The organism is Bradyrhizobium sp. SPXBL-02, assembly GCF_051853065.1.
Lineage (GTDB): Bacteria > Pseudomonadota > Alphaproteobacteria > Rhizobiales > Xanthobacteraceae > Bradyrhizobium.
This window is the reverse complement of sequence record NZ_CP182474.1, coordinates 2422272-2447974: the sequence shown is the minus strand read 5'-3', so window position 1 is coordinate 2447974 and position 25703 is coordinate 2422272. Positions and strand designations below refer to the sequence as shown.

16 protein-coding genes and 6 pseudogenes are annotated in these 25703 nt (G+C 62.5%); 7 read left to right on the top strand and 15 right to left on the bottom strand.

The features are described 5' to 3' along the window. Nucleotides 1-6: 6 nt before the first annotated feature. The 3 genes and pseudogenes from ACNJYD_RS11030 to ACNJYD_RS11020 all read left to right on the top strand — a co-directional run. Entirely contained in the window at nt 7-234 is a 228-nt protein-coding gene (locus tag ACNJYD_RS11030) for a helix-turn-helix domain-containing protein (RefSeq protein WP_439366384.1), read from the top strand. After that, nucleotides 231-1490, top strand: a complete 1260-nt coding sequence (locus ACNJYD_RS11025) for a HipA domain-containing protein (protein WP_439366383.1) — start codon at nt 231-233, stop codon at nt 1488-1490. The genes ACNJYD_RS11030 and ACNJYD_RS11025 overlap by 4 nt, the downstream gene beginning before the upstream one ends. A gap of 283 nt (nt 1491-1773) precedes the next feature. Next, nucleotides 1774-2059, top strand: a pseudogene (locus ACNJYD_RS11020) (polysaccharide deacetylase family protein); the annotation flags it as partial. Nucleotides 2060-2183: 124 nt separating this feature from the next. On the opposite strand, the pseudogene ACNJYD_RS11015 reads toward ACNJYD_RS11020, so the two are convergent. The 11 genes and pseudogenes from ACNJYD_RS11015 to ACNJYD_RS10965 form a co-directional block, all read right to left on the bottom strand. Then, nucleotides 2184-4651, bottom strand: a pseudogene (locus ACNJYD_RS11015) (putative bifunctional diguanylate cyclase/phosphodiesterase). A gap of 1242 nt (nt 4652-5893) precedes the next feature. Next, complete coding sequence (locus tag ACNJYD_RS11010; RefSeq protein WP_439366382.1) at nt 5894-6796, bottom strand: terpene synthase family protein; 903 nt, start codon at nt 6794-6796, stop codon at nt 5894-5896. Continuing rightward, nucleotides 6793-8340: a hypothetical protein gene (locus ACNJYD_RS11005; RefSeq protein ID WP_439366381.1), complete on the bottom strand. Its 1548-nt coding sequence runs from the start codon at nt 8338-8340 to the stop codon at nt 6793-6795. Before ACNJYD_RS11005 ends, ACNJYD_RS11010 begins: the two co-directional genes overlap by 4 nt. A gap of 196 nt (nt 8341-8536) precedes the next feature. After that, nucleotides 8537-9535 (bottom strand): polyprenyl synthetase family protein, encoded by a 999-nt coding sequence (locus tag ACNJYD_RS11000; RefSeq protein WP_439367460.1) that lies wholly within the window; start codon nt 9533-9535, stop codon nt 8537-8539. A 146-nt stretch (nt 9536-9681) separates the two neighbouring features. After that, nucleotides 9682-11025, bottom strand: a complete 1344-nt coding sequence (locus ACNJYD_RS10995) for a cytochrome P450 (protein WP_439366380.1) — start codon at nt 11023-11025, stop codon at nt 9682-9684. Then, nucleotides 11025-11870: an SDR family oxidoreductase gene (locus tag ACNJYD_RS10990; protein ID WP_439366379.1), complete on the bottom strand. Its 846-nt coding sequence runs from the start codon at nt 11868-11870 to the stop codon at nt 11025-11027. Before ACNJYD_RS10990 ends, ACNJYD_RS10995 begins: the two co-directional genes overlap by 1 nt. A gap of 4 nt (nt 11871-11874) precedes the next feature. After that, the gene (locus ACNJYD_RS10985) at nt 11875-12165 is read right to left on the bottom strand and encodes a ferredoxin (RefSeq protein ID WP_439366378.1); all 291 of its coding nucleotides are present in this window, start codon (nt 12163-12165) and stop codon (nt 11875-11877) included. Between the two features lies 1 nt (nt 12166). Continuing rightward, a complete protein-coding gene (locus tag ACNJYD_RS10980) occupies nt 12167-13450 on the bottom strand; it encodes a cytochrome P450 (RefSeq protein ID WP_439366377.1) in 1284 nt (427 codons plus the stop codon). Between the two features lie 94 nt (nt 13451-13544). Next, a complete protein-coding gene (locus ACNJYD_RS10975) occupies nt 13545-14747 on the bottom strand; it encodes a cytochrome P450 (RefSeq protein ID WP_439366375.1) in 1203 nt (400 codons plus the stop codon). A gap of 267 nt (nt 14748-15014) precedes the next feature. Further along, a pseudogene (locus tag ACNJYD_RS10970) lies at nt 15015-15604 on the bottom strand (7-cyano-7-deazaguanine synthase); the annotation flags it as partial. Between the two features lie 34 nt (nt 15605-15638). Then, on the bottom strand, nt 15639-16052 hold the full coding sequence (locus tag ACNJYD_RS10965; protein WP_439366373.1) for a hypothetical protein: 414 nt from the start codon (nt 16050-16052) through the stop codon (nt 15639-15641). An 864-nt stretch (nt 16053-16916) separates the two neighbouring features. Here ACNJYD_RS10965 and ACNJYD_RS10960 point away from each other — a divergent pair. Further along, on the top strand, nt 16917-18242 hold the full coding sequence (locus tag ACNJYD_RS10960) for a DUF3422 family protein (RefSeq protein ID WP_439366372.1): 1326 nt from the start codon (nt 16917-16919) through the stop codon (nt 18240-18242). 136 nt (nt 18243-18378) lie between these two features. Here the strand turns inward: ACNJYD_RS10960 and ACNJYD_RS10955 are convergent. The 3 genes and pseudogenes from ACNJYD_RS10955 to ACNJYD_RS10945 form a co-directional block, all read right to left on the bottom strand. After that, a pseudogene (locus ACNJYD_RS10955) lies at nt 18379-18698 on the bottom strand (DUF736 domain-containing protein). Nucleotides 18699-18948: 250 nt separating this feature from the next. Next, a pseudogene (locus tag ACNJYD_RS10950) lies at nt 18949-19902 on the bottom strand (DUF7146 domain-containing protein); the annotation flags it as partial. Between the two features lie 286 nt (nt 19903-20188). Continuing rightward, nucleotides 20189-20860 carry a hypothetical protein gene (locus tag ACNJYD_RS10945; RefSeq protein WP_439366370.1) on the bottom strand — a complete coding sequence of 224 codons (672 nt, stop codon included), beginning with the start codon at nt 20858-20860 and terminating at the stop codon, nt 20189-20191. 1365 nt (nt 20861-22225) lie between these two features. On the opposite strand from ACNJYD_RS10945, the gene ACNJYD_RS10940 reads away from it, so the two are divergent. The 3 genes and pseudogenes from ACNJYD_RS10940 (at nt 22226) to ACNJYD_RS10930 (ending at nt 24402) form a co-directional block, all read left to right on the top strand. After that, nucleotides 22226-23368, top strand: a complete 1143-nt coding sequence (locus ACNJYD_RS10940) for a hypothetical protein (RefSeq protein WP_439366368.1) — start codon at nt 22226-22228, stop codon at nt 23366-23368. Nucleotides 23369-23490: 122 nt separating this feature from the next. Beyond that, nucleotides 23491-23655, top strand: a pseudogene (locus ACNJYD_RS10935) (transposase); the annotation flags it as partial. Then, entirely contained in the window at nt 23647-24402 is a 756-nt protein-coding gene (locus tag ACNJYD_RS10930) for a FadR/GntR family transcriptional regulator (protein ID WP_439367459.1), read from the top strand. The pseudogene ACNJYD_RS10935 and the gene ACNJYD_RS10930, both read left to right, overlap by 9 nt. A 514-nt stretch (nt 24403-24916) precedes the next feature. Here the strand turns inward: ACNJYD_RS10930 and ACNJYD_RS10925 are convergent. Continuing rightward, on the bottom strand, nt 24917-25267 hold the full coding sequence (locus tag ACNJYD_RS10925; RefSeq protein ID WP_439366366.1) for a lipase family protein: 351 nt from the start codon (nt 25265-25267) through the stop codon (nt 24917-24919). Between the last annotated feature and the right edge of the window lie 436 nt (nt 25268-25703).

Below are 25703 nucleotides of genomic sequence, written 5' to 3'. Positions count from 1 at the left end.
ACGACCATGGCAAAAATCACAACCAGCAAAAGCCTCGGAGCACAGATCCGGGATGAGCGCAAGGGCCAAGGGCTGACCCAGGAGCAGCTTGCCGGCTTGACCGGAGTCGGCGTGCGTTTCGTCCGCGAATTGGAAGCTGGAAAAGAGAGTTGCCAGCTCGGTCGCGCCCTTCAGGTCGCTGCCGCATTGGGTCTCACCGTCTCGGTTAGCAGCCGCCGGGAGACTCCGCGATGAGCCATCTGCTGGATGTCTATTTCGGCAGGGTGAAGGCCGGCATCCTCAGCCAGGATGAAGCTGGCATGCTCAGTTACAGCTATGACGCCGGCTACCTTGCCGGCGAGGCACCTCGAGCAATCTCCTTTTCCATGCCGCTACAGGAGGCCCCCCACCCGGATCGCATTGCCCGTCCCTTCTTTTCAGGACTTCTGCCCGATGAGGGCGCCCGACAACGGCTCGCCGGCGCGCTGGGGATCTCCGCGGGAAATGCCTTTGGCCTGCTTGAAGTGATCGGCGGGGAGTGCGCGGGCGCCTTGTCGCTGTATCCAGCCGGCCAGGAGCCTCCCTCGTCCGATAACGACGGCGTCGAGGCATTGACCCCTGCCCGGCTCGAGGAAATTTTGGGTAAACTTCGCGAACGTCCCCTTCTCGGTGGGGAGGAGGGCGTGCGGCTCTCGCTCGCCGGAGTGCAAGACAAGCTCGCCATTTGTCTTGAGGAAGAGACAATTGGACTTGCCAAGGGAGGCCGCCCAACCACGCACATTCTAAAGCCTTTCATTCAAGCGCTGGAGGGCAGCGTTGAGAATGAACTGTTCTGTCTGCGCCTCGCTTCGCGCCTGAAGCTGCCTGTGCCTGACGTCCAGATGCGACGGCAGGGGGCCATTTCATTTCTTCTTGTCGAACGGTACGACCGTACAAGACAGGACGATGGCACCATCTCACGCCTGCATCAGGAGGATTTCTGCCAGGCATTGAGCGTTCCTCCGGAGCTCAAATACGAGGAAGAAGGAGGACCGGGGACCGAGCGTTCACTAGACCTGGTCAATCGGGCCACAGCACGACCGGCGGCCGACCGGCTGCAGTTCATCCGCATGCTGATCTTTCACTATCTCGTCGGCAATGCCGACGCACATGGGAAGAACTATGCCCTGCTCTATCGAGGCGAGGTGCCGGACCTCGCCCCGCTTTATGACGTCGTCTGCACAGCCGCTTACCCGCGGCTGGCAAAGAAGATCGCCATGGCGATTGGCGGGCGGTCGGTGCCGGATACGATTCAATTGCAGCACTGGCTGACACTCGTTCCAGCAACACGTGCCGCACAACGTCTCCTCATCAAGGATATCAAGGAAACGGCGGACAGCATCAGAAGCGCGGCCGACGGCCTCCTCCTAGAGCTGGAAGAGGCAGGAATCACGCACGCAATTCTGAAGACGATCCGGGACGTCATTGAGACCCGTGCCTCTCATCTGCTGCGAATTGCAGAGAAGGCGTGAGCCAGCGGACGCATGCGATAAACTACCGATGAATAGCGGATTACTAACGATGTCGAGTCTGCCAAGAAACTTCTTCGCGCGTGCCGTGGACCCACAGAGCCGTCAATCTACATTAGCCATGGCCGCGGCTCGCATGGCGGGAACGCTACACCTGCGAAATCCGTTCACGACAACGCCGCGGTCTATATCAATGCTGGTCAGAGCCTGAATCAGGAATCAGCGACGCGCCCCAGACCGAAATTGGCCTTCTGGTTTAGAGGGTTTGACCGCTCTCTTCGCTGGCCTCTTGCAGGCGCGCGGAATTGTCGTGTTCGGAGCTGACCTTTGGGCAAGCGATTGGGAGCACATAACTCCAGAGCAGGAGCTCACAATTCTGATCAATCGGCTCGAGGCCGCTCGTAAGGGCATCATTCTGCTGCATGATGCGCAGACGCGAACGGCGGCCATGCTGCCTGCGTTCCCTGCGCTACGTGCATCAGAACGGATATCGGATCGTGCATCCGGTGCCGGCTGCCGCCAAGAGCGCTGACGCCTCATTGACGTCTTGGCACCACGCCTTCCTGCAGTGAAGGCGCGCGAGAAGTGTCGGAGATGAACTCCTGGGGGGCAGAGACGGCTACGGGCGACTCATGGCCTGATCGGGTTCGATTTGCGAAGCCTCAACGTGACGAAGCTGTTCCTGCGGCACGGCGATCATGCCGCCCTGGACGCCCTTGCGCCAAGGCGAAACAAGAGCTGCCCCACTTCGGCGGCTGGCCTGGCGCCACTGAACAAGAATCCTTGCACCTCGTTGCAACCCTCGGCACGAAGCCAATCGAACTGCTCCGTGGTCTCCACCCCTTCCGCTGTCGTCGTGATGTTGAGGCTCCGGCCGAGGCCCGAGATCGCCCGCACGATGGCCCCGCAATCGGAGCGTTTCGCCAAATCCTTCACAAAGGAGCGATCAATCTTGATCTTGTCGAAGGGAAAGCTGCGCAAGTAGCTGAGGCTCGAATAGCCCGTTCCAAAGTCATCCAGCGATATGGAGACGCCGAGCTCGCGGAGCTGGTGTAGGATCGCAAGATTTGCCTCCGTCTCCGCCAGAAACACCGATTCGGTGATTTCAAGCTCGAGCCGCTTCGGGGCTAAGCCGGAATTCGCCAGCGCTGAAATCACCACCTGAACCAGATTGCGGCTACGGAATTGCACCGGCGACAGGTTGACCGCGACCTTGATCTCCGAAGGCCACTTTGCCGCCTCGTTACAGGCATCGCGCAGCACCCATTCTCCGAGGGGCACGATCAGCCCGATTTCCTCCGCAAGGGGAACAAACTCGGCCGGCGAGATCATGCCCTTCCCTGGGTGCGGCCAGCGCAAAAGGGCCTCAAAACCTGAGATCTTGTCGCTCGCGATGTCAATCAACGGCTGATAGTGCAGCTCGAACTCGCTGCTGGCAAAGGCGCGGCGCAAATCAACCTCCATCTCGCGCCGCCGCTGCACCTGCTGGTCCATCTCCCGCTCGAAAAAGCGATGCGTTCCGCGGCCATCCTCTTTGGCGCGATAGAGCGCCATATCGGCATTACGCATCAGCTCGGCGCTGCTGGTGCCGTCGCCTGCTGACAACGCGATGCCGACCGAGGCACCGATAATGACTTGGTTGCCGTCAATCTCATAAGGCGCACTCAACGTCCGGATCAGGTTAGCCGCGAATTGGCTCACATGCGTCGGCGAGGTATCATCCGTGAGAATGATCGAAAATTCGTCGCCGCCGAGCCGTGCCGCCAGATTGTTGCCGGCTACCTTGGACCGCAGTCGGTCGGCCACTTGCTCGAGCAGGTGATCGCCGATGAGGTGGCCGAACGAATCGTTGACGTTCTTGAAGAGGTCGAGGTCGATGCACAGCGCCGCGACGCGGTCGCCAGCTGCATTAGCCCTTTCGAGCGCCTCTCCGAGCCACCTCTGGTGGAGCGCGCGGTTTGCGAGGTTGGTCAACCCGTCGTGAAGTGCCATATGGGCGATGCGGGCCTCGGCCTTGCGCCGTTCGGTGATGTCGACCACCACAACCAGATAGCCCTCGCGTCCCTCGATCATGAGGCGCCGCCCAAAGGTCAGCACAGAAATTTCAGTGCCATCAGCCCTGACATGGCGCCAGGGATGTTCGGACTGAGAGATGTCGCCCGCTTCTTGCAGCGCCCGCGTATAGCTGACCCGCTCGTCGTCTGGCCAGATCTCCTGAACCTTCATTCGCAGGAAGGTCTCGCGAGCATAGCCATAGTGCTGCACTGCCGCGTCATTGACCCTCACGAAGTCCATTGTCACGGCATCTAACGCCCACATCGGCATCGGATTACTGTCGAACAGCAACCTGAACGAGGCATCCCGGCGCTTGAACGACGTAACGTCGGAAATGACCACGGACACGATGTCTCCGAAGGCACTGAGGCGCAAGCGCAGGCTCTGATCACCGTATTCGATCTCGAACTGGTCACCGAAATCATCGGCGACCGCGGCGCCCAACCGCTCCATCACCTCTTTCGAACAAAGCAGATGGTCTGAATTGCCGAGGCGCTGCCACAACAGGCTGCCCTCTTCCACACCGAGGAGCCTTGCTGCTGCCTGATTGTGGTGCACGACCTGAAAATCAAATGGTCTGCCTGCGGGATCGCGAACGGTTGAGAGCGAGATAACGCCATCGTCGGTCTTGCAAAAGATTGCATCGATCAAATTGTATTCTGTAGCGCGCTCGTTGACATAGACGCCGACCAGCGTACCGCCCCAACGCGATAAGGTCGGCAGCGCCAGCACGTGGTCCGCACCATGCCGGCGTGCACGCAATGAGCGGTTGCCAGATAGGGATGGTTGTTTGCAATCGCATTCGAGGCCGCCCCGGTGAGGGCTGTCGCGCAATCTGGACGCAACGCATCCAGCGGAATGTCCCAACGGGCCTCGCCCAACCAGTTCTGAGCATAGCGACCAGTGCGCGAAACGGCAAACGCGCCATTGTCACACCTGAGCAGCACAAGATGATCGGCAAGCCGCCCGAGGCTCCCCAGCAGCACATTTTCGTAGCGGGGAAGCGTTTCGCCGGGCTTGAGCGCAGCCTGCCACTTGCGCCGCAGGACCGGCATGTCATTGAACAGCCTCGTATCTGATTCCGCGAATTGCTCGTTGGCAGCACTCATCACACGTCCCACTCACCTAAGCTTCCTGCGCCCGGGCGGCATCAAATCCAGCTTGGCTTAATTCGCTCTTAAAAGACGAGACGGTCGCGTTCGGCCCCTGCTGATCGATGCCGTTGCCTGAAACATGAGGCGCGACTGTCTTCAAGACTCATAACGCAGAAAATCCGCGGCGGTAATGCATAATTCGACGAAAAGCGTTTGCCAGCGCCCCTGTGACGAGGAGAATCTTCGAACGAATGATTTGACCGTCACGCATTCTACGAAGGAGCGCTCGTCGTTGCGCGCGAAATTTTTCGTCGGATGTCCGATTTGTACGACTACCATTTGCCGACGGCGCAGGCACCAGCAAATCCTCAATGCTAATTGTGCTTGAAGGACCGTCCCAGGGAGATGCGGGATAACTAAGCGCATGTTAAAGAAATGTGACGACTGCCAGCGCGAGGAAGCCACGCATGAAAAAGAGTGATGCGACGTGCTCGGAATGCGGCGCTGGTTTTTGCCGTCTTGAGCTTACGTACGAACGTGGCATCCGAGGAAACTACCACTGCCCTGCTTGCGGCACACCGATCGAGGAGCTCGGAGCGGCCCACCTCGTGCTTTATCGCCTGACCGTACAGCCTTCCATTAGAGCAATCCGCAATCAATAATCCGTCGCGGTAGCCCGCTTGGCTAAGGAGCTTTAGTGGGTTCGCTCAATTTTGGTATCTGATAGCGAGATCAGCGCGCCCCTTCCTTGAATCCACAAACAGCATCCTTGCCGACCTTCAATGGTTGCGCCGTGACCGACTTGCTTGCGGGCTTTCCTGCAAATTGCATCGCCTCCCTCGTTAACGGATTGCCGAGCAGGCGCAAGTAATGCGTCTGCCACGTTCCATGAAAGATCTTGAGCTTGGCTCCAGCTGCGGGAAGCTGAGTCAGCGGCCTGAATTCGGCAGGCGTTGCGCTGCTGACGTCGACTTCGGGCGAATATACCGAAGATCTATCGTCAACGCGTATTGCGGGCATCCAACCACAGGGCGCCACAAGAACGTAAGCGGAGTTCTGCTGCTGCCGAAGCTGCAATTTCGCGATGAGCGATGGCAGCTCCTTTCATCGGCAATCCATAGACCAACTATCCGCTTCCCAAGGACTCTCTACCACTGCGTATTACACCGTGGACAACGAGGGCATCCCTCGCACCGGGCAACGGTGTTGCGTCGGATCGGACTGACGGCAGCGCGCACGCCGCCGCCTCCCGCGCGTTCAGGCCGGCGCACGTTGGTCTCCTCCTGCAGCGTCGCTGCGGTAGCGGTTGGTCGAGGTCTGGTAGTACTGCGCGCGGATGGCCGCCATGGCCTCGATCAACGGTCCCCAGGGCGCGGGAAAGCGTTCTTTCACTATCACCCGATCCAGCATGCGCGTATGGCCGGCCAGCTCGTCGTTGAGGAACTCCACCACAGGCATAGCCGGATAGCGCTGCAGCAGCAGGATCGCCGCGTTGTCGGTCTCGCCGGCCGACCTGTCCCTGTCGCGTCCATGCAGATCGTTCTGCAGACGCCCTATCGCGGAGATGAGCCGCAGGACCTGGCGAAACGCCGGACGCGCCCGCAAGGTCGCCATGTCTAGTCCCCACAGCAACGACAGGCAACAGAACACATTCGCGTAGGCGATCGAATCGATGCCGTTGTGCAGGTACTCGGCGTAGGACCAGCGTCCCGCCCCTGCCGCCTGCGCGTGTCCGGCGCGCAGCGCCGCGCAGTAGCACCGAGTATCTTCGAGAAGCTGAACGTAGTCGCGACGATCGTAGGCGAGCGCGGCCAGCGAAGCGCGCAGCACAGCGCAGCCCTCGAATCCGGGGAGCGCGCACGGCTCGCCCTGCCCCAGCGCCTGTTCCACCGCGGCGAGCTGCTCCGGCGCGATCAGGCCAAGGTCGTTGCAATCATCGAGCCAGAACAGCAGCGCCAGTTCGCGATAGAACGCCACGGTCAGCGTTTCGTCCTGCGGATCGCGGCCGGTGCGGGCGCTGATGTCATGCAGGCTCGGGTGGATGCGCTGCAGGATGTACTGGCCACCCCTGACCGCTTCCACGGCGTGCTCGTCGGCGAACGCGGTCAGGGAACGCCCCCACTCCAGCACCTGCTGCAGCGCGCGTTCGGTCTGAATCATGGCGCCGCTCCTGTTCCCTCGGCCAGGACGCGCCGCTCCCAACCAAGCGCCAGCCACAACCCGGCGAGTTCGGCGACGCGCACGACCCGGGTGGGGCAATACAGTTCCTTGCCGATCCACAGCGGAGTCTGCGGCAATGCATGCGCCGCATGGCGGGCGAGCATCCACGCCAGCGCACGCGCCACCGCCTGCGCAATGCGCCGCCGCCCTGTCGGCTCTTCGCTCCCGTCCATCACGTGCAGCGCGAACAGCGCATAGGCAGTTTCCTCGAATGTGGACGCGCGACCGGCGCCCCAGCCGCCGTCGTCGCGCTGCGCCTGCAGCAGCGCCGCCAGCGCGCGCTCGTCGCGACACCGGGGCTTGCCTTGCGCCAGCGCTGCGACCGCATGCGCGGTGGGATACAGCCACGAAACGTGCCATTTTTCGTTGTCCCAGAGACCGTGCGGGTTGCGATTGGCCTCGACGTAGGCGCTGGTGCCGGCTGCAGGCTTTCCCAACAGTCGCAACGCATGCAGGGCATGGATGTTGGTCGACACCGAGGCATTGCGCTCGCCGGGGAAGGTGACGAACAGCTCGCCGATTTCGAAATGGCGCAACGCATCGACCGCCCGGTCGCGGCCTGCAAGGCGCAGGACGCACAACGCAACGGCGGTGTCGTCCGCATCTGCCGCGAAGTGCACGGCCGGGCCCAGACCGCGCACGCCCAGGCGGGCGTCGAGCTGCGCGACGATCACGCGAACCGCCCCGGCGAGCGCGGGATGCGCGAACAGACCGGCCAGATGCAAGGTGTACAGCGACCAGCATGGCTCGAACACATTGATCGGCCAGACGTTGGGAACGACACCTTCGATGCCGCTGCGCGTCGCTCTCGATGCCGCCTGCAGATACGCGTCGGCGCGCCCGACCTGCGGCGTGCTCGCCTCTGTCACGGCGTGCGCACGCCACGCGGCGGTGGCCGCCGGACTGATGCCGATGCTGCCGTGATCATCTGGCCATGTGGTGGTCGGCGACGTCCCCCAGGCTTCCCAGGAGTGCAGCAACGGATGGCCGCCCGGCAACGTCGCCACGGTCCTCAGCTTGACCCGCGCTTGCCGCAACGGCAACAGCGCCGGGTGGCGCGGAAACGCCACGGCGCCCGGCAAGGATGCGGCCTCATCGCAAAACCGCGGCAGGATCAGCTCCGCGCCGATCGGCGAGTCGTCCGGCACCGCATGCGCATAGGGATCGGGCTGGCGCTGGAGGAACCGCGTTGCAGCCTGGACAGCGTCGGCAGCGCCAGGAAGAGAATCGACACGCTGCAATGCCAGCAACGCCGCCCATGTCGGCGCATGACGGAACAGCGGGAAGTCCGCGCTTCCCCATCCGCCATCGGCCTGTTGCTGCGCGATGAGCCACGCGTATGCGTCCTGCCGACCGGTGACGTTGCCGTGGAACTGCAGAGCTCGCGCCGTGTCGTAGACGGATGGACCGACGCTGCCGTCATCGCGCATCTCGCTCAGCAGTTGGCGCAATTCGGAAAGGATCTGTTCAGCCAGCGCGTTCACGCGGGATGTTCCTTCTGCAGACGGTTGATGGGAACCAGGATCGGGCAGACGCCGCGCACGTCGCCGCAGGCCCGTCGCGGCCGTGCTGGGCAACTGCTGCGATCGGCGTCGCCGCGGAATCGGACACAGTACAGCATGCACCGCTGCCGCCGGCCGATCGCAGCTGCACAGGGCCACGCCATGCGGACGGGCGCGCTCATGCGCATGGCGCGTGCTTGAACAGATGCGCGTTGGCCCGCTGCAGGATCTGCGCCAACCGTTCCCCACGCGGCCCCAACGGGGCGACGGCCTCCCCCGCGTCGCGCAACAGATCCGGCACGAACTGCCGCGCTGCCTGCAGCCCCATGATCGACGCGCAGGTCGGCTTCCGCGCCGCCGCGTCCTTGCCGGGGGTCTTGCCCAGCGTCGCGGTATCCGCTGTCGCGTCGAGAATGTCGTCGATCACCTGCAACGCCAGGCCGAAACAGGCGCTGTAGCGATCGAGCGCACGGTACAGCGTAGCGTGCGCGGCATCCTCCGCGATGGCGCATAGCGCGCCCATGCGAACGGATGCGCGCACTAGCGCTCCGCACTTCATCCGGTGCATCACCAGGATCCTGTCCAGCCCGACGTGCTTTCCAACCAGCGACAGATCCATGGCCTGCCCGCCCGCGGCACCCTCGGCGGACACCGCCTGCGCCAGTTCGCGCACGAGCGCGATACGGTTGTCGCCCGGCGCATCCAGGCTCGCCAGGGTCAGGAAGGCGTGCGCCTGCAGCGCATCGCCGACCAGGATCGCGGTAGCTTCGCCGAACTTGACGTGCACGGTCGGAAGGCCGCGGCGAAGCACGTCGTCGTCCATCGCGGGCAGATCGTCGTGGACCAACGTACAGGCGTGCATCATCTCGATGGCGGCACCGACGTCATCGAGCATGTGCGCCGGCGTGTCGGCCAGTGCGCCGGCAGCCAAACAGAGCAAGGCGCGGGTGCGCTTGCCGCCATGCAAGGTGGCGTAGCGCATCGCCGCCATCAGCTTGGTCTCACCGTCGTCTTCGGCGCAGAGAAGACGCGTCAGCGCCTGTTCGACCCGCTTTGCGCCGTCCTGCATCCAGATCTCGGGCAGCAGCCTGCCGGATGCGCCGCGCGCCTGCGCGCCCAATCCGCCGTTCGCGGAAGCGCCAGCTCGGTCGTCGTGTGGCGTGGAACCGATCTGCATGTTGTTCATGTCCTTGTACCTGCCTGGAGACGGCCACGGCGAGCGGCCGCGGTGTTGCCGGCCTCGCACCGAGCGCGCGCCGAGTGCAGCAATGCCGCGCGTCGCGGGCGCCGCTGCCTTCACGACGCGGGGCATGCGATGCCAGCTCATGAGAATCCGATCCGGATAGTCATGGACGGATGTGCGGTCGGGTAATAGCGCCGGCCTTTTTCGACGCCGCTCAGCAACCGCGGCCGCACCCCGGCCTCGTGCATGGTCAGCGCCAAGGCGATACAGAACTGCACCAGTTCAAGCCATGCCAGGTGGTAGCCCATGCAGACATGTGGGCCGGTACCGAACTGCAGCATGTCCACCGGCCGGATCGGCTCGGTGCGTTGCAGCCACCGCGCCAGCCGAAACTGATCAGGCGCCTCGTGCAGCAGCGCCGAGGTCGAGAAATGCAGCAGCGGGATGCACAGATCGGTGCCCGCGGGAATGCGCCGTTGGCCGAGTCGCAATTCACGAAGTGCGCGACGCACTAGGATTGGCGTCGCCGGATGCACGCGCAGCGTCTCGCGGAACAGCGCCTCGGCCACCGGACACTGCGCCAGGTCCGCGTGCCGGGTCGGCACCGCGCCTACGCGTTGCGCCTCCTCAACCAGGGCGTCCCACAACCCAGGCTGCCGCGCCAGCTCGATCACCATCCAGGCCATCGTCGAGGCGGTGGTGTCGTGACCACCAAGCAGCAGCAAGCGGATATTGGCGACGAGGACGTCATCTGAAATCGCATCATCGCTGCGATCGAAGGCACTCACCATGTCGTTGATCAACCCGGTGCGCGAGGCATGTTCGCGCGAGGCGCGGACAAACTGGCGCAACCGCACATCGATCCAGTCGCGGGCGGCACGGCCGCGCCGCAAGGGCAGTCCGGGCAGGTCGACCGGGGGCGCGACGATCAACTGCAGCAATTGCCGGTACTTGCGATGCCATCCCGGCAGGTCCTGCGCGGGGATTCCCATGAGACTGAAGATGAGCTTGAGCATCAGATCGCCGGTTTCGCGCAGGATGGTGACGTCGCCCCGGTCGCGCCACCTCTGCACGCGCGCCCGGATGACGGGCGCGAACAGCTCGCCGATGCCGGCCTGGGTCAGCCCCTTGGGCAGAAGCGCCGCCTGGATCGCATCGCGCGCCTGCCGGTGCGCGATGCCGTCCTGGGCGACCAACGTTCCGCCAAACAATTCGGGCGCGATGTCTTTGATCAGCGCCGAGGACACGTCCTTGTGCCGCAGCAGTGCGAGAGCATCCGGATCCATGCAGGTCATCAAGTGGCCGGCAGGGCCAAAATCCAGCCAGAACTGGCTACCGAGCGTCCGTTCCGCGCGCCGCAGCAGGCGAGGCAGGTCTCTGGCGATGGCGGGAAGATGCCCGACCAGCGGGAAAGCGCCGGGCACGACCGGGATGTCGTGCCGCAGCCGATGCCGACGGTTCAGCGGGTTGAGCAGCATGTCCATCAGCAGCGCGGCGCCGCGTCCGCTTCGGCGGTGTCGCCGGCAGGCCGCGCGGCGCGGCTGTTGCCACCGTCGGCGTACGTCGGCACATGCGCCAGCATGCCGCCGTCGATGCACACGACCTGGCCGGTGATGAACGCAGCATCGTCGGAGAGCAGGAACGCCACCAGCCCGGCCACGTCCTCGGGGCGGCCGACGCGCGGCAGGAGCTGGTGGCGGCGCAGATGCCGTTGCATGCACGCGTCCAGCTTGGCGAGGAGTCGCTCGGTCATGATGAGACCCGGCGCAACCGCATTGCAGCGGATCTGCGCATGACCGTACTGGGTGGCGAGTGAGGCCGACAGCATGTTCATCGCCGCCTTCGATGCGGCGTAGGATGTCAGCGCGGTGTCACCGCTGAGCCCCTGGCACGACGACATGTTGACGATCGCGCCACCGCCGCGGGCGATCATCCGTGGGATGGCCTGCCGGCAGCAGAGCAGCGTGCCACGCAGATTGGTCGCCATGGTCTGATCCCAGACTGCTAGGTCCAGCTCGAGGATCGCGCGGTCGCGCGGTGTCAGATGCATCGCGCTCGCGTTGTTCACCAGCAGGTCGACCCCACCGAAGTGCCGCTCCGCTGTCTCGAACAACGCTGCCACCGCCTGCGCATCGGCGATGTCGATCGCCAAGGCGAGCGCGTGGCCCGCTTCGGCCGCGATCTGCGCGGTGCAGGCGATGGCCGCCGAGCCATCAATGTCGGCCACCACCACTCTGCCGCGCTCGCGCGCGATGGCGAGGGCGCATGCCTTGCCGATGCCGGCCCCGGCGCCGGTCACCACGGCCACTTTGCCTTCAAACCGTCCCATCGTGTCATCCTAGATTGTGCTGGTCTTTCGCGGCATGCCGCTCGGCCTCCGCTGGAGAAGGCGCAGGGTCGGCGCTGCCGCGCTCGCCATCGCCAGCGTCGCTTTCGATGACCCGAATGGCGGCGACCGGGCACTGGCTGGCCGCGAGCCGCACGGCGGCGTGCAGCGCCTGCGGGACCGTCGCCACGCACACTTCGGCGACGCCGTCCGGTTCGCGCTGGCGAAAGGTGCCCGGCAGCGTCAGCACGCACTGCCCGCTGGTTCCGCACAGATCCTGGTCGACCATGACGCGCATCTCAGCTCCCCTGCGCCTGCAGCCGCACCGGCAGCGCGCGGAACGTCCGAAGGAACGCCGAGGGCTTCCGGGTCGGCTGCTCGGCCAATGCCAGCGTGGGGAAGCGGGCCTGGATCTGCGGCAGGCTCTCGGCCAACTGCACCCGGGCCAGTTGCGCCCCGAGACAGAAGTGAATGCCGTGGCCGAAGCTCAGCATGATCTTCCCTTCGGTCGACATGCCTGGGCTGGTGCCGTAGAACCGCGCGGGATCGAAGCGATCGGGATCGGCGAAGGCGTCCGGGTCGCGATTGCCGGACGCGATCAGCACGCGCACGTCCGCGTTCTTCGGGATCACCACGCCGCCCAGTTCGATGTCGCGCTGGGCGATACGCGGGATGGAGCTGAACATGACGGGCGCGTCGCAGCGCAGGACTTCTTCGACGAATGCCTTCACCCCCGCGGCGTCTGCCTGCAGCCAGTGCCGCTGTTGCGGATACGCCAGCATCGCCAGGACGGCATGGTCGATGCTCGCAGCAGTGGTGGTGAAGCCGCCCAGCAGCATGCCCCAAAGCATGCTGATCAACTCCGCATCCGACAGCCTGTCGGCATCATCGTCATGGGCGCCGACCAGCATCGACACGATGTCGTGGCGGGGATTGGTGCGCTTGCACTGTATGAGGTCGCCGAAGTAGGCCTGCACTCTGGCGCTGGCCGCGTCCGCCGCGGCGAGCTGGGAATCGCTGGCGTGCGGGCTCAGGCCTTCCAGAATGGCGCCGATGCCGGGGGCGAGCCTGAACATGTCGTCCTGGGGCATGCCGAACAGTTCGGCGAAGACTAGCATGGGCAAGGCCAGGGCGAATTCCCGATGCAGGTCCACCGCCTCCCCGCGCTCCAGCGCGGGCGCCATGCTGTCCAGGCGCGCTGCGACGATGCGCGCGATGCTCGGCCGCAGGTTGTCGATCTGGCGCATGGTGAAATCGCGCGAGATCAGCCGTCGCAGACGCGTATGCGTCGGTGGATCCTTCATCGCCAGCGTGGACGCCAGCAGATTGAGCGACAGGCTTCTCGCCGCACGGGGGAAATAGCGCGCCGGTTCGCCCGTCGCCGGTCCCCGAAACGCATCGCCCGTGGCCTTGAACGCCCAGGAGATGTCCGCGTGGCGGCTCAACAAAAAGAGGCCCGACGCCGCGCGATGCACCGGATCGTGCTCGCGCAACCACCGCAGGAACGGATATGGGTCGTGAATCCATGCCGGCGACGACAATTCGGCGAAGGCGTCCCGGCATGCTGTTTCTTGCACGTCCATCCTGGTTTCCTGTTGGCTGGCTGATCTGACCGGTGCGCGGCAGGCACGCCGGCAGTTGCGGAGACGATCACGATCCCCCAGCGGCCTCCGCACATCACCAGAGCACCGGGAACTCCTCGAACCCACCAGTGATGATCTCCTTACGCAACTTCAGTTCTTCGGGCGCTACGCCCAAGCGCAGCTCGGGAAAGCGCTGGAAGATCGAACTGAACACCGCCTTGAGTTCCAGTCTGGCCAGCGCGCCACCGATGCAGGAGTGCGGCCCGTAGGAGAACGCCAGGTGCGGCTTTTCCTGGCGTCCGATGTCGAAGATTTCCGGGTCGACGAAATGGCGCGTATCGAACGAAGTCGCCGGCAGGCCGACCAGCACCTTGCTTTCCGGGGGAACATGCACACCCGCGATGGTCACGTCGGTCCTCGGATAGCGCATGATGCCGTCCCAGCCCGCGCCCGGCGGGTACATACGCAGGATTTCCTCCACCGCCTTGTCGACCAGGGATGGATCGCGGACCAGGCGTTCGCGCTGTTGCGGATGGCGGAACATGGCCAGCAGGCCGAATTCGATTTGCGCGACGGTGCTCTCGTGGCCCGCCACCAGCATGCCGGCCGCCAGGCCGATCGCCTCTTCCTCAGTCGCCTTGCCCTGGTCAACCGCCGCGAGCAGATCCGTTAGCAGGTTGTCGCCCCGATCCTGGCGCTTGTCCCGCATCTTGCCGCGAATGTAGGCGCGCAGTTCTTCCCAAGCCAGGCGCGACGCGCTGCGTGGGCCGCTTTCATGCTGGTGTGTCATCACCTCGTCGGACAGCCCGGCGAAAAAGGCGTGATCCTCGTAGGGCACGCCCATCAGCGTCATGATGACCATGGCCGGAAGCGGAAAGGAGAGGTGGCGCCGCAGGTCGGCAGGCTGGGGCTGGGCTGCCAGCGCCTCGAACAACTGCGCGGCGATCGCCTCGACCTGCCGCGCGAGCAGCTTCACCCTGCGGTCGCTGAAGGCCGGCGCCACGATCGCGCGTAGCTGTGCATGCTTGCCCCCCTCGTGCGAGACCAGCCACCCTGGCGAACCGAGAATCACCGAATCCGGGGTGAATCCCGCCGGCGGCATTCCCGCGGGCCGGAACGCCGCGTCGGACAGCACCGCCTTGGCCTCGTCATAGCCTGTCACCCACCAGCCTTCGTGCCCGGACGGGAAGCGCACGCGTTGGATCGGACCGTTGGCGCGCCGGGCCAACATCTCGGGCGAGGGCTCGATGTGGTCGACGCGCCACATCGGCAGTGTAGGCAAGGGTTGCTCGGACATGTAGGCACTTCACCCTTTAAGCGATAGAAGAGCGGAAGGTGACCGGCAGGGGCTGCGGGCAACCGAAGGCCAGTCATTGCCACAATAAACCGTCGGAACGGACCGGGCGGGAACAGCGCCGCGCGCTGTGACCATCCCGAAGACCATCGCACTGCGATTGATGATGATGCCGTGAACGGAGCAAGTCGCATGCCGAACTGAATTGCAGGCTCAGCTGGCACTTCGTAGCGGCGCGCATTGTCAGGTTTCTGGCATTTAGTCTCAATACCGACATCCGACGCAGCAAGTGCCCGACCAAGGCCTGCTCTGGCCGAGCTCGGAGACAAGCCGCCAAATCGCTGCCTTGTCCATCCACATCAGCGGCGTGTGTAGATGAAGTCCCTCAACATGCCATGGTTGAGCGCACCGTTCAGCGAGCGGATGGTCACGTCCCGGCAATCGGGGGCGCAGGAATGATCTTTCTCGCGCATGCCGCCAACGATATGAGAAATCCGGCGCGGATAGGCGAGCGCCGCGGCAAAGGTCAAAAAGATCAGATTGCGGCCTGGCACGAACGTGTTGGGCATCCCGTCCGCGCCTATCTCGATCGCCACCTCGCGGGTCAGTGCGGTCTTTGATATCGCAGCCAGTGTGGGGATCTCAAGCGTATGGTTGTCGCCGAGCTTGCTCGCCCAGTCTACGCGCAGCTTCTTCAGTCCGTTTGCAGCAAGTCAGCTCGATCGCATGGCGTTGGCCATAGGCAAAGCCGACGGTCTCAACCCGGGCAAAGCCCGACAGCGCCCAAGCGAGGCAGGTGGCGGAATTCCTGTTCGCCAGAAAATAGAAATCAGCGTGATTTCGGATGTGAAATCGGTCATTGAGAGGATTTGCTTAGAATGTGAAGAGTTGAAATCAGGCGCGCTTAGCAATGGCGAACAACGGCAAAGGAGCCTGCGATGAATGCCGTTTTCCCTTCATTGAATTCAGTCTTAGAGGACGCAATTCATGATCGTCTCTAAGGTGAAATCCGCAGAACGCTTTAACGCGCTCGGGTTGCTTACCGCACGCCGAGACACTTGTGCGTCTGAATGCTGACACGCCAGTCGCGCGCAGTCGCCTCCTGAATGCAAGCTTCGTCGCCTTCCGGCTTTGGCTTAAGGGCTGCAGCCATATCATCAGCATGAACTCACGAGGGATGTTGAGGGCCAGGAACTTCTCGATATCGGCAGGCTTGCCCACGCTATGTTCGATCTCGTTGCCACGCCGCAGCGCTTCATCCAAAACAACGAGCCCGCCGGGCATGCCAACTTTCGGGCTGATGGTCACCCACGTGCAGGGGTGCACCTGAATGGCATGGGCCCGATGTCTCCAACTGCACCGAGAAGCCATTGGAGGCTGGCGCGCAGTCCGCGAGCTCGCGCCGATTGCGCCCGAGAACGTGGCGATCCTCGCGTCCCGCAAAGACCGGCGAGCGAATTCAACGGAAACCGGACATCGGCCGCGTGGCTACGACGGATCAAAACCTCCGCGACCGCACTCGAGCAACACGCCCGCCAAGTCGAGTCGGCCGTACTTGTGATCCGCCGCTATTCGGTCGATCGCTCACGACATTCGCCACGTATCTGCCACACTGCGGTCGAGCCCGGCGCTTGCACTGCCCTGAATGTCATCTCAAACGACGATGACGGCGTGCGCTCCGGCTGCGTGATCACGCCAACCTCACGCGACGTGACGTTATCAGCCCATCGGGCAAGCCTTGCCCGGCTGGTCCGGGCGCGGTCAGTCGCCGGCCTCTGCATGGACAAATCCGTCCACAGCATGGCGTCTCAGATAATGTAGCCGCCTGGCGAGCGATCACCGTGCGAAGCAGGCAATTTTCTGTGGCCTGATACAAGCGCGCTTCATGTCTGAAACTCGCCTCCAACTGTCTTCGAAAGCCACATTGCGCCAAAGGAAGCGAGCGTGCCCCTTCTACAGTGCTGGCCCGAATCCTGCACCGCCTCTCCGCGTCATGGGCGGCGGCAGCAAGATGGGAGTCGTGTTTGGGCCTCGATCTGTCAATCGACAATGTGGTTGCCGCGCCGGAGGTCGCCTGTCTGCACCGCGCTGGGGGAACGGAAGACGCTCCTGCTTGCCACGGCCTCGCGCGGCTGACGGCTGCTTGCTCACCCTGACGAGAGGCGTCAATACATGGTCGATGAATTGGATCTGCGAACCTTCACGCCACATCCGCAACGCGACGCCGTGCTCGGCGAAGTGCACGCACGCCCTTTCACGCGCCTTGTTTCGCCATTCAGCGTGATCCACTTGGCTTTTCTTGCACAGGGTGAGGCGGCCACAAGCGATCGCTGCCGTTTTATCGATTTTTGCCTCGAGCGCAATCTTCCGCCACCTGAGCAATCGGCGAAACTTCATCAGATTGTCATCGGGTCCGCTACGCTACGCTGGGAGCAGCATTCGGAATTCACAACGTTCACCTGGATCTGGAGTAACACAAATGGTTCTGCCGCAGACCGATTTGACAAAGTTGATGGTACCGTCCGATCGCTGATCCACGCGTTGCGTCAGACCGGACAGTTGCTGGTCGCGATCAGGCTAGAAGTGGAGCAGGACGCCTCGCCGACCAGGCGCGCCGAACAGGTTTTTGACAAGAACAGCCTGGCCATGGTTGCCACAAAGAGCGGCGCAGGTGTTGCCGCCTCAGACTTCCGCGTAGACGAGAAAGGCTTTACGAAAATCCTCGTCTGCGACCTCGGATTGACGTCGCACGATCTCGGAGCGCTGGTGCAACGGCTCCTGGAGATCGAGACCTACCGTCCGCTGGCGCTGCTTGGCCTGTCGGCGGCCCTTGAGCTTGCACCTTCCGTTGATCGCATCGACCGCCGTCTTGTTGAGGCGCTCGAAAAAATGCAAAGCGGTGAGGGGCTGCAGTTCAACAACCATCTGCTTGCCGAACTGACGGCGCTGGCCGCCTCCTTCGAAAAAGGCGCGACCGGCAGCCTGTTTCGCTTCGGCGCCAGCAGGGCCTACAACGAGCTGGTCCAATCGCGACTGTCCATCATCGAAGGCAACGATGTCTCGGGTTATCCAACCTGGTCGTCGTTTTTGGCGCGCCGCATGGCGCCCGCAATGCGAACCTGCGCGACCGTAGAGGATCGTCAGGCGGCTCTGTCAGTCAAGCTCGCGCGTGCCGCCGATCTGTTGCGGACCCGTGTCGACGTCGAAATCGAGCGACAACATCGTGACCTGTTGCAGGCTATCAACGAGCGCGCGAGACAGCAACTTCGGCTGCAGTGCACGGTCGAAGGATTATCCGTCGGGGCGATAGGATATTATGTGGTCAGCTTGTTTAGCTATCTTGCCAAGGGCGCGCATGACGTCGGACTGCGAGTAGAGCCCTCGTTTCTGACCGCAGCCTTCGTGCCTATCGCAGTCGGCGTGATCTGGCTGGTGAGTTACAATGTCCGAAAGCGACACCTCAAGCACGACGACGCGCCCTCGGTTGCTTGCGACTGAAGCTCCTTGAGGCAATCAGTGCGTCCATCCTGCGAAGCTCACATGGTCGTGGTGCGACGATGCCGCAAGATCGCCCCGGCTCCTGCGCAAGGTAATGCACGCCCGGACTAACCGGGCGAGGCATTTTTGGATCGTGTCAGTCGCCGTTGCGACGGCTGGGGCGCGACCAGATCAGGCTGAAGCCCTCACCTTCCTCGTCGGCAAAGAGGTTGGCGAAGATCGGAGCAGTGAAGCTCGGATCGTCGAGCTTGAAGCCCAGATAGTCGCGGCCCCGTTTGAGTGCTTGGTCCAGGCGGCCCCGATCTCAATCCGGCCCACATAGACGCGGTGGCTGGGAGCGTTCTCGTTCGAGCGGTGGTCTCGGGGACGATGCGGACCCCTGGCTTGCAGACTCAGTGTGACGATCTCACCCTGGAAATCGTTGCCGACCTTTTTGAAGGAACCGATGCTAGCCATGTCACTTCTCCCTGAGTTGTTTCGAGCTCCGCGACCACCGCGGCCTCGATGGCGATCTGAGGGCCAAAGACGATCGGCGACGCACCCGCTTTCTCGCGGGCCGGAGCGTTAAGCGGAGGACGCCGACGGGGGACTTTCTTGTCTCGCGAGGAATGGGCGTTAGCCCAGAGGAAGAAAGTCTCAACCGGCGGCGTTGCGGCTCAGACGATCGAGGCGCAGCCGGTCTTCGGCCAGATCAGGCCAACGAGGCGAGTCGCGGCGAGATCACGATTGCTTCGATCCCGGCCGCCTGCGCTCGATCGATCAAGGTCGTCATGGCGCTGTCACCGGCAGGATCGTCATCACGCGCGATGTAGAGCCGGCGGAGCGTGTCCGGAAAGAGGATTGCAGAAAGATGCGCCGCCGAGAGGGCTGCGGCCATCGGCATGGTCGGCAAAGCACAGCGGAGCGACAGCATCGTCTCGATGCCCTCGCCGGCCGCCATCACTTCGCCGGCTACGTCAAATCGAACGGCGTGACCAAGCAGGTCGCCAATCGCCCCGTTTCGGCGTGTCGATCCGCGCCTTGCCGAGCGTCGTCTCGCTGAAGCCACCGGGGTCAAGCCAGGTGCGATGCGCGCCGGTCAGGTGACCGCGAAGATCGGGACGGCGGCGATCATCGCCGGCCGGGTCTCGGTCGGGCTGTGGTCATCGGGCCGGTGGTAGCAACGCGGGTGAAAACGCAAACATCCGGTTTCGTGCAAAGCCGTAATGCCGCGATTGCGGAGATACGCCCCTACGAGTGTGCCAGTGATCGGCTGCGACATGCCGAAGAGTCGTCGCCGCCTCTGGCGACCCGAGTGGCGCGGGCGATTTTCGTGACGGGGGCCGATTTAGCTCTACCTCCAGTTCTGGACGCGACAGATTCAGAAAGCGTCGGGCCTCATTGGCGACATCGCGAAAATTGATGAAACCGCAGCTCTCGCGGATCACGTCGAGGAGGTCGCCATGTTCGGCCGAGGCGGCATCTCGCCCGTGCCCGGCGGCGCCAGGACCAGATTCCGGTCCGCTGAGCCGGACGAACATCGACCGGCCTGGAGTATTGCGGACGTCCTACTGTCCAATAGCGGCCCTGACGCCGCCCGTTGGACAGGTAATGGCGGCACACAGCCTCGGCGTCACGCGCGAGACGGCGGGCCAGTTCCGGACGCGTTGTCGCGGGCCATCAGGCGGCTTCCCGCTCACTGACGCGGGCGACCGGATAATGGTCGAGCACATTTGCCAGCACCGCGGCACCGGTCTCATTGGTCGGCATGAACATGCGCAGCTTCCACGAGATGAGGCTGCGCTGTCAACTCAAGTCCGGCAGCTTATGCTCCAAGCGGTCGGAGAATGTGAAGCTTCTGCAACGCGGACAATTCACCGGCACACGGTGAATTGTCGACGTAGTTCAAGCTGGCTGTGTACAAAGCTCCAGTCCAGCGCCTTTGGCTCAGCTGCCGTACAAGAGTCTCATTGTTGCCGCCGCGTAAGCCTAACGAACCCTCCTTCGGCTAACTCGGCATTGTAAGGCTTGCCATTGAGGAAAATGGACGTCGGGTGGTTTGCGCTAGGCATGAGTCCTTCGTCACGCAGCTTTTCAATTAGGGCCAACGGAGCCCATTGGTCTGGGACGACAGCACCATGGTCCCGGGCCTCAATGAAGAACGCTCCGAAATCCGGCACTCCCGCCTGCCCGGCTCCAAGCGCTTGGGCTTCCGGAGGGTTGTGAATGAGACGAACGTGCCCCGACGGGTCGAAGGCAGCTGTGTACTGGTGTCCCCGAATATCGTAGGTCATCGTCGGCTGCTCTGCATCAGGCACGAGACCCAAGTGGCTCAATCGATCAATCATGCGATCTGGCATCGGTCGTGCTTCGGAGCGGTGCCGGAATTCCCGCGGAGCAGCGTGGGAGACATCATATACCACCTCCTCTGGAGCGGCGGACGATGATGGACCGGTTTCACTAAGAATTTGCCTGAGTAGATCCTGATCCTCTTGATTCAATTCCTCGAGGCCTGGCGACCCATGCGAGCCGGCACCGTTGATCGGGTTCATATCCATATAGTTCTCCTTCCACGAGAATTCGAGAATATAGGCACGATCCGCCTGTTCCTTCGTTAGGTTCGTAACCACTTCGGTCATTGGCAGCATCGTGATCGAGAGATCACGTTCGCATGGTCGCAACCTTAGCTTTCGAGAAGCTGACCGATCTCGGGGAAATCACGACGGACGCCATGCCGTCGTTCCGCAGCACGATCTCCCAGTTCAATCCACCCTCGTCGACTGCGAGTCGGGTCGTGAGAAGGACGCCGGCATCGCGGGCTCCTAGTTCAAGGGCCGCGCTATGCATCGGCTTCGCCACTCGGATCCGGCACGCCGAACTCTAGCGTGAGCCGCCCCCAGCACGGCTCCAGGCAGGACATAATCCGTGTCATACGCATCGTTACGATAACGCAACGAGGTAATGCCGTCTTGTGTGCACCCAACGACGAAGGGAGAGTCGGCCGCCTTCGCGAGGCACGTCGCCTGTTTTGCGCGGGCGTCACGCGCCCGCGAAAAGAAATCAGTCTGATTTTTCAGGAGCATCATCACTCGCCGTGGGTGAAGGAGCTGTTTGACAGGGGAAAACAGTGAATGTTGGACCACATCTTCCTCATTTTCCCGAAATGATCTAGAACATTTCGATCAACTATGTGGAGCACCTTGTGCTCCGCATGAACCAAGAAAGCGAGTTCGCGCGACCCGCCATCTCAAAAGCTGGATCACTACGGCGCAGCCGTGAACCTGTACGTGGGCCCATTACAATCTTTGTCGTGTCCATGAAGCCCCGCGGACAACGCCAGCGATCGCGATCGGCGTCGCTGATCGGGTTTTGGATGATCGGTGTTTTGTTGGCGCGCAGCGCACCAGATGCCTGCGCTTGAAAGGATAGTGTTGTAGCTCAGAGAATGCCGGCAGCACATCGACCGCCCGAGCTCGTGAATCGGTGTTGTCTTTCGACCCCAGATGATGTCCGCGGGCCCTGCGCGCCATATCGAGTCCGCACCAAGGGCAAGAGCCGCCTTCGCTCACGCTCCGGACCATTGCCTCTCGAGCTTTCGGCGTCAGAGGCACATTCTTGTGGGTATCCATTCGGCTCTCCCCACCGGCAGCCGCCCCCACTTGGCGGATCAATTGAGTCCGACCTTGGTCTAGTTGGCCTCAAACTGACGGCCGCTGCCCCGGTTTATAGCTGGTCCTTGTCTTAGGCAGAGCGAATTTCAACCAGAGATTAAGGCCGTGATGCACGATCCGGATGCGTCGGCCCCTCGATCTTTGTCTGGTTTTTCACAGCCTTGTACAAAAGTTGTAAGATCCAAGACATCGCGCGCCGTGCCGCATGGCAAACTGTTTCAAAGTGTAACCAGGCGGTTTAATGCGCGTGGAGCGCTGGCATAGTCATTGCTCTCGCAGCACGCCACAACGGCGCTGGCTACTCCGCGTCTGTCGCGAGAGGAATGGTCCAATATGAGCTTGGTAAGGTCATTGGAAGGGGCAGAAGTTGACGCTTTCTATACGCTCAATGAGGGGCGTCTTGCATCAGTCACGCGCGAATTCACCGAGCATTTCTCAGGACGCGTGCTGTATGCGGTGAAGGCGAATCCGTTGCCAAAAATTCTCCAAGCGGTCTCTCGCGCCGGAGTGGCCGGATTCGACGTGGCGTCGCTGGCCGAGGCCCACCTTGTCCATTCCACTATTCCCGGGGCCCGTTCATGGTTCATGAATCCCGTGAAATCTCGTCGCGATATCGAACGGACGTTCCGCGATCTTGGGGTTCGCGACTATGTCATCGATTGCGAAGCCGAGCTGCGGAAGCTCCTCGAAGTCTTGCCGTCGCATGATCCGGAACTACGAATCTACGTCCGGTTCAAGTGTAGCAGGACGTGCGCCATCTTAGACTTAAACGGCAAGTTTGGTGCCTCGCCCGCCGAAGCGAGCCGTTTACTGGATCTCGTCAACGCGCAATCGCGCTGGACCACGGGGTTGTCTTTTCACCCGGGTTCCCAAACGATTGTTGTCGATCCCTATCTGGATGGCATTCGGGCGGCCGTCGACATGATAGAAGCTGTTTCTCCTGCCCCCACAGCGCTCGATATCGGTGGCGGCTTTCCCGGCCATTATCTGAACGTTCCCTATCACTCTCCCTTGCGCATGCTCTCCGAGATCACGAAACTGGTGCGCGGAACGGATGCACTAAAGCGTGTTGAACTGTTGTGTGAGCCCGGACGAGCACTGGTTCATGATAGCATCTCGCTGTTTTGCCGCGTGATCTTAAGAAAAGGCGAGGCGCTCTACTGCGGCGCGGGCATCTACAGCGGGCTCTCACCTTCCCGACAATGTTTTCTGCTCCCCGCCCGCGCTTGGCGTGGGGGACAGCCGATTCGGACTGGGGAGTGGCAGGACTTCATCATCTTTGGCCCAACTTGCGACAGCATGGACAGGCTTGGATTCTCGTATTCACTGCCACGCGATTTGAGCGAAGGCGATTGGATTGAATTCCAGAATGTGGGCGCTTATACGGATATGGCGCGATTCAACGGGTTTTCGGTTGATAAGATCGTGGCCGTCGGACAGGATGAACTTACCATGTTGCCCGCCGCCATTCAGTAGTTTTCATGAACATACTAGGGTCTGTACCTGATTAGCATCACCTGATTCTCTGGCCTGTGGTTGATTTGGGGCGAGAGAATGCGTGGGGTCTGTTTTGGCTGAATGACAAGCAATAGGCGCGCATCGAACCTCATCTGCTGACGGGGCCGGAGCGGGACGACGATCGGCGCATCATCAGCGGCATCGTTTACATGCTGCAATCGGGTGCGCGATGCCGCGATTGTTCGCGTGAATATGGCCCTTGCACGACGGTCTACATTCGCTTCAATCGTTGGGACATGTGTGGACGGCTCCGGGTTGGCAAGGAGCAGCTGATCACCCAGAAGAACCTTCGTCCGGGTGACAAGCTTCCCATGGAGAAGGAGCTTCAGCGACTGTTTTCGGTCAGCAAGAGCACGATCCGCGAGGCTCTTAAGTCGCTCGAGGTGCAAGGACTGATCACGATCAGCACCGGCCCGACCGGCGGGGCGACGATCATGGAGGTCCCGCTCGAGCGCACCTTTCAACTGTTGCAGAACTACCTGTTCTTCAAAGAAGTCAGCATGGAGGACATCTATGCGGCGCGGCGCTTGCTGGAGCCGGAACTGGCTGCCGGCTCGGTACCATTTCTGTTGGACGAGCAGCTCGATGCGCTCGAGCAGAACATTGAAACATGCCAGCCGGCCTCGCAGGAGCCCTCGCTTCTGGTTCGTCAGCGCCAGGCCGATCTCGACTTTCACGACATCCTGGCTGCCGCAAACCCCAACCCCTTCCTGCGCTTCGCATGCGAGCTGATTAACGAGATGCTGCGTCGCCTGGTTGTCTTCAGCACCCAGACGCCTCCGGAAGAGCACACGCGATTCGGATGCGCCAACGTCAAGATTCACACGGAGATCGCCAAGGCCGCCCGCGCGCGCGACGGCGAGCGCGTGTGTGCTCTCATGAAGGCGCACATGGAGGAAGCTTCAGAATACGTGAAGCGGGTGGATGGTCGGCTCGATGGTCGACTTATCCTCGACTCGGAAATGGCGCCGCGGCCGCGACCACTGTCCTGATGGACCTCTGCTTGCAGACGATGGCCGATCGTGGCAGTTCGTTGCTAGTCGCTAACGCAATGCCGGTTGCAGCTTCGCCAGGTGGACCGGGTTCAGTAATGTCGGAACAGTTGCTTCGCGGCTTTTCTCCGGCGAGCACGCGGCGAACGAAGGCCAAGGCATCGGGAAAGGCGGCGTTCAAGGCGCCGTTGTGCGTAGCACCGGGATAGATCTTCCAATTGACGTCGTTTCCCACGGCGCATAGAGCCGCGACCTGCGCATATTGACGTGTCGGCACCAACGTAGTGTCGGCGAAACCGATGCCCGAGGAGCATGGTCACATGAAGCCTTCTTGCTCTCATGTCGGTGACAGGTGTCAGTCGCGCCAAAACCTGCACCATCGGCTGGACACGCTATCCGCGGTAATGCCCTCCCGACGTGCGACATCTCGCATTTCTGGTGCGCAGCTCTCATGGGCTGCCTTCAGAATTGGCTCCGAGACCAGATCGTCAACCGTGGGGGCCCCTTCGGCCAGCTAACCGCCGAGCATCATCAAGGTCGTGTAGATCGGGGACGCTATGGCGGTCGTGTGCGGTCTGTAGGGTGCGTCCGCGAACGTCGATACAAGGCCCGTAGCCACAGTCGCAAGCAGCGGCACATTTGCAGCGTAGCTTTCCGAAATCATCGTCGCTCCAATCGCGGCACCTGAGCCTTGGGACTGCCCCGTGATAAAGACTTTCGATGCGATCCTGTCCGGATGCCCCGACAACGCGGCTCTCACCGCATCGAGCACAGAGCGGCCTCCCGCCTGCCAGACCAGGTAAGGATCTGGGCCTGGTCCGCCGAGCCCCTGGTAGTCCGTGGCTACAATGCGTTCTCGAGCCATCGCTGGATATAGGTGGCATCTCGCGGCTTGTGTCCGGTCCAAGATGGGGCACATGCGTCGGATACGCCGAGCGTGCCATGCGCCCAGGCGACTAGTGGCCAGCCGCCTCCCGGCGACTCCCCGTTGGGCAGGTAAAGTGTCCCACTCACCGGAAAGATCCCGGCATTCCAGCGCAGATCGGTGGATGTGTAGAGGATCCGGTGGGCGAGACCTGCGCTTAGATTTCGGGCTGCGCTGGCACCGTCTCCTCCCGCAGCATCAGCCCCGGTCGTTCTGGCAGAGTGCCGGACCAACGATAAAAAGGGTGAAAGGTCCAAATCTCCCACCCCCGCTCCGATCGGAAGTAGGAGGGCTCGGTTCGCCCCGTCGAGATTCCAACGCCCATGGCCGCTGTGAGCGCAAGCAACAAAACCGAGACGAGGATTCCACACATGAG